This is a genomic window from Chitinophaga sp., assembly GCF_035538455.1.
Lineage (GTDB): Bacteria > Bacteroidota > Bacteroidia > Chitinophagales > Chitinophagaceae > Chitinophaga.
The window spans coordinates 121,823-128,692 of sequence record NZ_DATLKJ010000154.1 but is presented as its reverse complement, the minus strand read 5'-3'; the positions used below and the strand labels follow the sequence as shown (position 1 = coordinate 128,692).

At 46.9% G+C, this 6,870-nt stretch carries 9 protein-coding genes; 2 read left to right on the top strand and 7 right to left on the bottom strand.

Annotated elements, in window-relative coordinates:
- Positions 1-405: hypothetical protein (locus VM802_RS18920; protein WP_325533409.1), on the top strand; the 405-nt coding region annotated here is incomplete at its 5' end.
- Between the two features lie 3 nt (positions 406-408).
- Positions 409-894 (top strand): hypothetical protein, encoded by a 486-nt coding sequence (locus VM802_RS18915; RefSeq protein ID WP_325533407.1) that lies wholly within the window; start codon positions 409-411, stop codon positions 892-894.
- Between the two features lie 5 nt (positions 895-899).
- On the opposite strand, the gene VM802_RS18910 is transcribed toward VM802_RS18915, so the two are convergent.
- The 7 genes from VM802_RS18910 to VM802_RS18880 form a co-directional block, all read right to left on the bottom strand.
- Positions 900-1,244, bottom strand: a complete 345-nt coding sequence (locus VM802_RS18910; protein ID WP_325533405.1) for a nuclear transport factor 2 family protein — start codon at positions 1,242-1,244, stop codon at positions 900-902.
- A 39-nt stretch (positions 1,245-1,283) separates the two neighbouring features.
- Positions 1,284-2,141 carry a helix-turn-helix transcriptional regulator gene (locus VM802_RS18905; RefSeq protein ID WP_325533404.1) on the bottom strand — a complete coding sequence of 286 codons (858 nt, stop codon included), beginning with the start codon at positions 2,139-2,141 and terminating at the stop codon, positions 1,284-1,286.
- 24 nt (positions 2,142-2,165) lie between these two features.
- Positions 2,166-2,912 carry an MBL fold metallo-hydrolase gene (locus tag VM802_RS18900; RefSeq protein ID WP_325533402.1) on the bottom strand — a complete coding sequence of 249 codons (747 nt, stop codon included), beginning with the start codon at positions 2,910-2,912 and terminating at the stop codon, positions 2,166-2,168.
- Between the two features lie 51 nt (positions 2,913-2,963).
- Positions 2,964-4,250 carry a rod shape-determining protein RodA gene (rodA, locus tag VM802_RS18895; protein WP_325533400.1) on the bottom strand — a complete coding sequence of 429 codons (1,287 nt, stop codon included), beginning with the start codon at positions 4,248-4,250 and terminating at the stop codon, positions 2,964-2,966.
- Between the two features lie 36 nt (positions 4,251-4,286).
- Complete coding sequence (gene mreD / locus VM802_RS18890) at positions 4,287-4,796, bottom strand: rod shape-determining protein MreD (RefSeq protein WP_325533398.1); 510 nt, start codon at positions 4,794-4,796, stop codon at positions 4,287-4,289.
- On the bottom strand, positions 4,797-5,687 hold the full coding sequence (gene mreC / locus VM802_RS18885; protein ID WP_325533396.1) for a rod shape-determining protein MreC: 891 nt from the start codon (positions 5,685-5,687) through the stop codon (positions 4,797-4,799).
- Positions 5,688-5,817: 130 nt separating this feature from the next.
- Positions 5,818-6,840, bottom strand: a complete 1,023-nt coding sequence (locus VM802_RS18880; protein WP_325533394.1) for a rod shape-determining protein — start codon at positions 6,838-6,840, stop codon at positions 5,818-5,820.
- Positions 6,841-6,870 lie beyond the last annotated feature (30 nt).

The following is a 6,870-nucleotide window of genomic DNA, read 5'->3' as shown; positions in this document are numbered from 1 at the left end:
CAACCATTTTCATTACCTGATCACTACTTTGAAACATTAGAAATAGTTACTCCGGTTGAAATGCCCACCATGCGTGTTGTACACCGCAAAAACAGATTAGGCTGGTTCAAATGGGCTGTGGCCGCCTGCCTGATTGGTTTTGTAGGGACTACAGCACTACTTTTTATAGAGAATGACAAGAGCAACAGTATTGACAGACAACTGGAGAAAGTAAGCGACCAGGATATTGTTGATTATCTCCAGGCGCATACTGACACGTTTGACAACGAAACCATACTGGCCGGTTTCAATGAATCGAACGCTGCCGAGTCACTACAGGAACATTTAAACGAACTATCTTTACCTGCAGCAGAAAAATACCTGCAACAACCCTATCCGGAGAATGAGGTAGTACCTAATCAGTGATGCATGAAACGTTATAGCACTATATTAGCCATCTTGTTTGCCCTGCTTGCGGTAACCCGTGTGGGCAAAGCTCAGCAGCCTGCCGGCGAAGCAGCCGAAAAAATAAAGCAGCTGCAGATGGATTATCTTGCTAAGAAACTGGACCTGTCTGACGACGAAGCCCAGAAATTCTGGCCCGTATATAAAAATTACACCAAAGAAGTAGAGCTCCTGATCGCTGAACGCCAAAGCAGAAAGGCGCAGGACAAGCTGTCCGACGCCTCTGCAGATGATATTGCCAAACATAATATGGACCGAGAACTGAGCTATGAAAAGAGAATGCTCGACATCCGTTCAAAGTACACTAACGAGTTCCAGCGTGTATTACCAGCCAGAAAAGCAGGCATGGTATTCAAAGGTGAAAGGGAATTCAGGGGCATCATGATCAATCATCTCAATACTCAGCGCATGAACCGGCTGAATCAGGGCATCCTGCGCAGACGCCCCTGATCCCATTATTTGTAGTGGGCCCGTACTTCCACCACTTTACCGTCTTTCACAATCATGGTTTCCGCACTCAGCAAGTTGTTGATACTCTTGTAATGCAGTACTACTGAGTTAACTCCTTCCATTATATGATATAATTCAAAGTGCAGTTCAGGATAAGCAGTAAGCGCACGGCTAAAATATGTGCGTAGCGCCTCTTTCCCACGAATACAACCACTTGGGTCATTGTTTATCTTCTTAATGAAAGGGGAGTAAAATACGATGTCATCAGCATAGTGAGATAAAATTGCTTCGAGGTCATGTGCATTCCAGGCATCCAACCATGCCTGAGCTAAACTGTTCAGATCTTCCATTGTTTTTTTTGCAACAAGATAAGCCTTTGTTCACGCTGATCATTTGCTGAAAAGATCAGTTTTGGCATTGCGCCATTGCAGTGGGGTGATATGAAAGTACCTGCGGAACAGGCGGTAAAAATGAGTTACATCTTCAAATCCGCAGCCATAGGCTATTTCAGGAATAGGTTGTATAGTGGTGCGCAACAGGAACGCGGCCATTTCCAGGCGCTTTCCCCAGATCCAATGCATGGGACTGGTATTATACAACTGCTTAAACCGGCGCTTCAGTGTAGCGGTGCTCATGTGTCCCACCAGTGCTACATCTTCCAGCAAACGTACTTCGTGCAGATGAGGATAAAGCTCTCCCAGCAGCTCCTGCGGGTGATATCTGGTGGTGGCATATAAGAGGTTAATTGCCTCTGCATGCCGGCCTAGCAGGGAAACGGCCTCCTCCAGCGTTTCATAATAACCAGGCGCTTCCTGACCACCATGCTGAAACCGCTCTAACAACTTAGTAGAGAAACGTCGCCAGTGAGATGCTGCAGGCAACTGTAATGTAAGTGTGGGCTGGCTTTGTGTATTACTTTGCTTTTTAACATTATAGTCAATCATAGCTGCCGGTAATACCAGATTGATACTACCGTAGCTGTCTGAAGGACGAAGGATCTCAGAACAAAGCAGCGAGCCCGCCGGGATCAGGAATACGTCGCCTGCACGCAGGTGGTGCACTCTTACACCATCATACATCCGCTTTTCTCCGCTCACCACCAGGTTCAGGATGGTATGCGGAACGTATAACCGGTGCGCGGCCTGTTCACGGTAACGACTATACGCAGCCCAGTCTTGTCCCTGCTGTTCCCACGTTTTAATGTGGTGCTGGCCTTCGAGATCAAAGCTGTTATATAAGGTGTACATACATCCACAGGAGAATTAACGGTATCAGAATTTCGCTACCGGTTCTTTAATATCATGATAAAAGAGGAAATTCCAGCCTTCCTGTTTACCTCGTTCCATAAACTGCTGACGTAATTCCATACTGCGCCTGCCGTCATAGTCATATTTGGCAACAAAGCGGCTGCGCATCTGGGAGATCTGTGGTGCAACGTCTCCGCCGAAGAACACTTTGTCTTCTCCATCATCCACCAGAAACACCTGGTGATACGGACAATGCCCACCGGTCAGTTCGTAGTGAATATAGCCGTCTATCGAGCCATTACCGGTTGTAAACACAACATTATCGCGCTGCTGTAGCAGCATAATATCTTCTGAGTGATACGATTTTCCGGCATGCTCCATTGCATAGCGCATTTCTTCATTATTCACATAATAAGTAGCGTTGGGGAAGGTGAGTGTACGCTCGCCGGTAACCGGATCAGCTGCCGATACGCCACCGGAGTGATCTTTATGCAGGTGGCTCATCAATACTTTAGTGATCTCCATGGGATTGATGCCGTTATCGATCAGGTGTTGATGTATCTGTAAAACGCCATCAGGGTTGCGGAAACCCAGGCCAGTGTCAAACAGCAGATAGTCCTTGTCTGTTATCACAAGAAATGGCTGGATTTCGACCAGCAGTGAACCGTGCGGACGATCCTGCAGGTTATCTGTTCCCACTTTGAATGGAGTGAATTGCTTGGTCCCGTCTACGGTAAATGACCCTTCTGATAATGGTATAATACGTGCCATGCAGCAAAGATAGCGATTAGCGGTTAGCTTTCAGATGCTAAAGGCTTACAGCTACCGCAGCACCATCTGCCTGTCAGCATCCAGACGGAGCATGATGAAGATGAGCATGGTAAAAGTCATGAGAGACGAGCCACCATAGCTCACCAGCGGCAGCGGGATACCGATTACCGGAGCGAGACCGATGGTCATGGAGATATTGATGGCCAGATGGAAGAAGATAATACTAGCCACCCCATATGCATACACGCGTGAGAACGTCGATCGTTGTCGCTCCGCGATGAATATGATCCGGAAGAGGAGGGCTACATACAACCCAACGAATATGATACTGCCTATAAAGCCGAAGTCTTCACCGACTGTACAGAAAATGAAATCAGTACTTTGTTCGGGCACAAAATCGTAACGTGTCTGCGTTCCTTTCAGGTAACCTTTACCCCAGATACCACCGGAACCAATCGCGATCATACTCTGACGGGTGTTATAAGTGGCCTTGGGGTCGTTTTCCTTACCCAGCATTACTTCGATACGACGCACCTGGTAATCCTTCAGCACTTTGGTGAAAGCAAAAGGTACTATGAACATCACAAACACAGAGCAGAAACCGTATACCAGCAGGATAATCAGCAAACGGGATCTTTTGCGCTTGATTTCCCGGCGCATGAAGTAGATGACCAGCGCTGTGATCACAGTAAAGATGGAGAATAATACGTATTTATCCACCAGCAGTGCTGAAAGCACCAGCACGATGCCGGAGAAGGCGATAACGAGTAATACACCGGGCAGTCCTTCACGGAACATCACGAGGAAGAAGGCGAAGTACACCAGTGCAAGACCTGTTTCATCCTGCAGGATAATGATAGCAGCAGGTATCAGCGCGATGGCAGCTGCAATAATTCTCGATCGTAGTTTCTTAAAGTCCGTTTCCTGCGACGATAGATATTTGGCAAGAGCCAGGTTGGTACATAGTTTCGTGAATTCCGCAGGCTGTAGCTGAAAGCCGCCTATTACCAACCACGAATGCGATCCCTTCACGTCCTTACCAATGGCCAGCACGAGTAACAACAACAATAAGCCGAAGGCATACATCAGGTTGGAGGTGGCGGTAAATACCTTACTATCTGTAAGCCAGATAATGGCGGCCAACACCAGGGAGATGCCGAACCACATCATCTGACGTGAGTAGTTTTTGTTGATATGGATGATATTCTGCCAGATGTTGCCCTCTCCGCGGTATTCAGCCGCGAAAATAGACATGATACCAATGATCACCAATGCCAGGTAGAGGCCAACGATAGGCCAGTCAATCCCTTGTGTCAGTTTGGCTTGCGAGCGGTTCATTATCGGTATGTCGGTTTATTCGTTTATAGTGCAGGGTTACTTCTTCGTAAAGAACAGCAACTCATACAACACAATCAGGAAAAGGCTTGCGGCGGTAGACAAAATGATTTTCAGCATCAGGTAAAGCGGGTTGCCAAAACCAAATACTTCGAGGATGAAGAATAAGGTATGATGCAGAAATACCAGCACCGCAGCATAAATAAGGAACTGCGACACGCCCATGCTAGTCATGGAGGGTGTTTTCTGGGTCGTTTCAAATCCGCCCTGAGGCGATAGTACATTTATGATAAACGGGCGCAGATAAGCGACAAATACACAGGCTGCAGCATGTACACCCATTGTATTGGAAAACATATCCAGGGTAAGACCTGTCAGGAAGCCCAGCAGCATTACTACGGGACGCGGCAGGTTAAAGGGCAGCGCCAGTATGAACAGCATATACAGATACGGGCTTACCAGCTGACCAATCAGTATTTCGTTAAGAACAAATACCTGGATCAGTATCAGGAAAGCAAAACGGATGATATTTCTTAACAGTATACTCATTTATTCTTTAATCAACTTATAAGTCGAATCTTCTAGTTTTTGTTGTTCATCCTTAAGCAGGTTCTCTATCACATACACATATTGCAGGTTATAGAAGTTGGTTGCCAGCTTCAGGCGGATGTTAAACGTAGTGCTGGCTTTGTCAGACATCATAATGCTGTCTACATAACCTACGGCAATATTTTCCGGGAACAATGCAGAGAATCCGCTGGTGACTACGGTGTCGCCTTTATGTACTTTGGCACTTTTGGGGATATCGCGCAGTTGGGCGTAGCCGGCACTTTCGCCGTCCCAGTGCACTGACCCCATTTCCTTACCCTGTCCGAGGCGGGCACTGATAGAGAGGGCATTGGATTTAGAAAGCATGGACAATACAACAGCGTAGTTATCGCTCACACTTCTTACCACGCCTACCACACCACTGGTACTGATCACGCCCATATTGGGGCGGATACCCTGCAGGCTGCCACGGTGGATGGTGATATAGTTAATAGGTTTATTCAGTGAGTTATTGATCACCTTTGCTTCGAAGTATTCGTAGCGGCGTATCTGTGTGCCTATTATCTTGCGGGTTGTATCGTTACTGTACTGGCGGATGGTGTCTACCCTGATTCCCTGGGTGGTGGTCATGGTATCGAAGCTGCTGCGCAGGGCATTATGCAGCCGCATATTTTCGGCGACAAGGCTGTCATTGGTCGCTTTCAGATGAAAGTAATACTGTACGTTGTTATACCGGTCGTATAACTTTCCACTAAGGTTATTGGCGGAGTTGAGATAGGCTGTACGCTGGAAGTTGTTATTCTGGAATACCAATACAATGCAAATCACTTCCAGCAGCAGAAATAAGAAGAAGTTGAAGTATCGCCTAAAGAAAATGATTAGATTCCGCACAAGCGCGCTTTGATTTTGTGATTTGGAGATTCAGGGATTTGTGGATTTTGAGAGTGATAGATTTCGGAATTTTATAAATCCCAAAATCTATCACTCTCAAAATCCACAAATCCCTATATCTCAAATAGGTTTATTGCATCAGAAACGGATATTTACCAACATGTTTGAGCGCAATACCGGTGCCTCTTACTACGGCACGCAGCGGATCATCTGCTACATGAACGGGCAGTTTGATCTTCTGGGCGAGGCGCTTATCGAGACCACGCAGCAGGGCGCCACCTCCGGTGAGATACAAGCCTCTGCGGTAAATATCTGATGCCAGCTCTGGTGGCGTTGTTTCCAGCGCTTTCAGGATGGCTTCCTCAATTTTAAATATAGATTTATCCAGTGCTTCCGCGATCTCCTGGTAAGATACCATGATCTGTTTCGGAATACCGGTAACCAGGTCACGGCCATTTACCGGAATATCATCCGGAGGGTTGTCCAGTTCTTTCAGGGCGGAGCCGATATGAATTTTGATCTGCTCCGCAGTTCTTTCACCGATGAGTAAGCTATGGTAGCGTCGCGGTGCTTCCATGATGTCGGCAGTGAATTCATCACCGGCGATACGGATACTCTGGTCACATACGATACCAGCCAGTGCGATCACGGAGATCCCGGTGGTACCACCGCCTATATCGATGATCATGTTACCTACAGGTTCTTCCACATCAATACCTATACCCAGCGCGGCAGCCATAGGCTCATGAATGAGATATACTTCCTTTGCGCCTGCCTGTTCTGCAGAGTCGCGAACGGCACGCTTCTCTACTTCCGTAATACTGGAAGGGATACAGATCACCATGCGCCAGCTCGGAGCAAACAAAGGCTTCTTAGGATAAATCATTTTTATGAGTTCCCTGATCATACCCTCCGCGGCGTTAAAATCCGCTATCACGCCATCTTTCAGGGGACGTATAGTACGAAGATATTCATGCGTTTTTTCGTGCATCATCATGGCTTTCTTACCAACAGCCACAATTTTACCGCTAGCCCGTTCTATCGCTACAATGGAAGGCTCGTCCACAACCACCTGGTCATTATGTATTATCAGCGTGTTCGCTGTACCTAAATCAATCGCGATTTCCTGCGTTAAAAAATTAAAAAATCCCATTGTTGATACGGTCAAAAATTAGAATGCAAA

Coding starts and splice junctions, on each gene's coding strand:
- VM802_RS18915 (WP_325533407.1), top strand. CDS start 409: ATGAAACGTTATAGCACTATATTAGCCATCTTGTTTGCCCTGCTTGCG.
- VM802_RS18910 (WP_325533405.1), bottom strand. CDS start 1,244: ATGGAAGATCTGAACAGTTTAGCTCAGGCATGGTTGGATGCCTGGAAT.
- VM802_RS18905 (WP_325533404.1), bottom strand. CDS start 2,141: ATGTACACCTTATATAACAGCTTTGATCTCGAAGGCCAGCACCACATT.
- VM802_RS18900 (WP_325533402.1), bottom strand. CDS start 2,912: ATGGCACGTATTATACCATTATCAGAAGGGTCATTTACCGTAGACGGG.
- rodA (WP_325533400.1), bottom strand. CDS start 4,250: ATGAACCGCTCGCAAGCCAAACTGACACAAGGGATTGACTGGCCTATC.
- mreD (WP_325533398.1), bottom strand. CDS start 4,796: ATGAGTATACTGTTAAGAAATATCATCCGTTTTGCTTTCCTGATACTG.
- VM802_RS18880 (WP_325533394.1), bottom strand. CDS start 6,840: ATGGGATTTTTTAATTTTTTAACGCAGGAAATCGCGATTGATTTAGGT.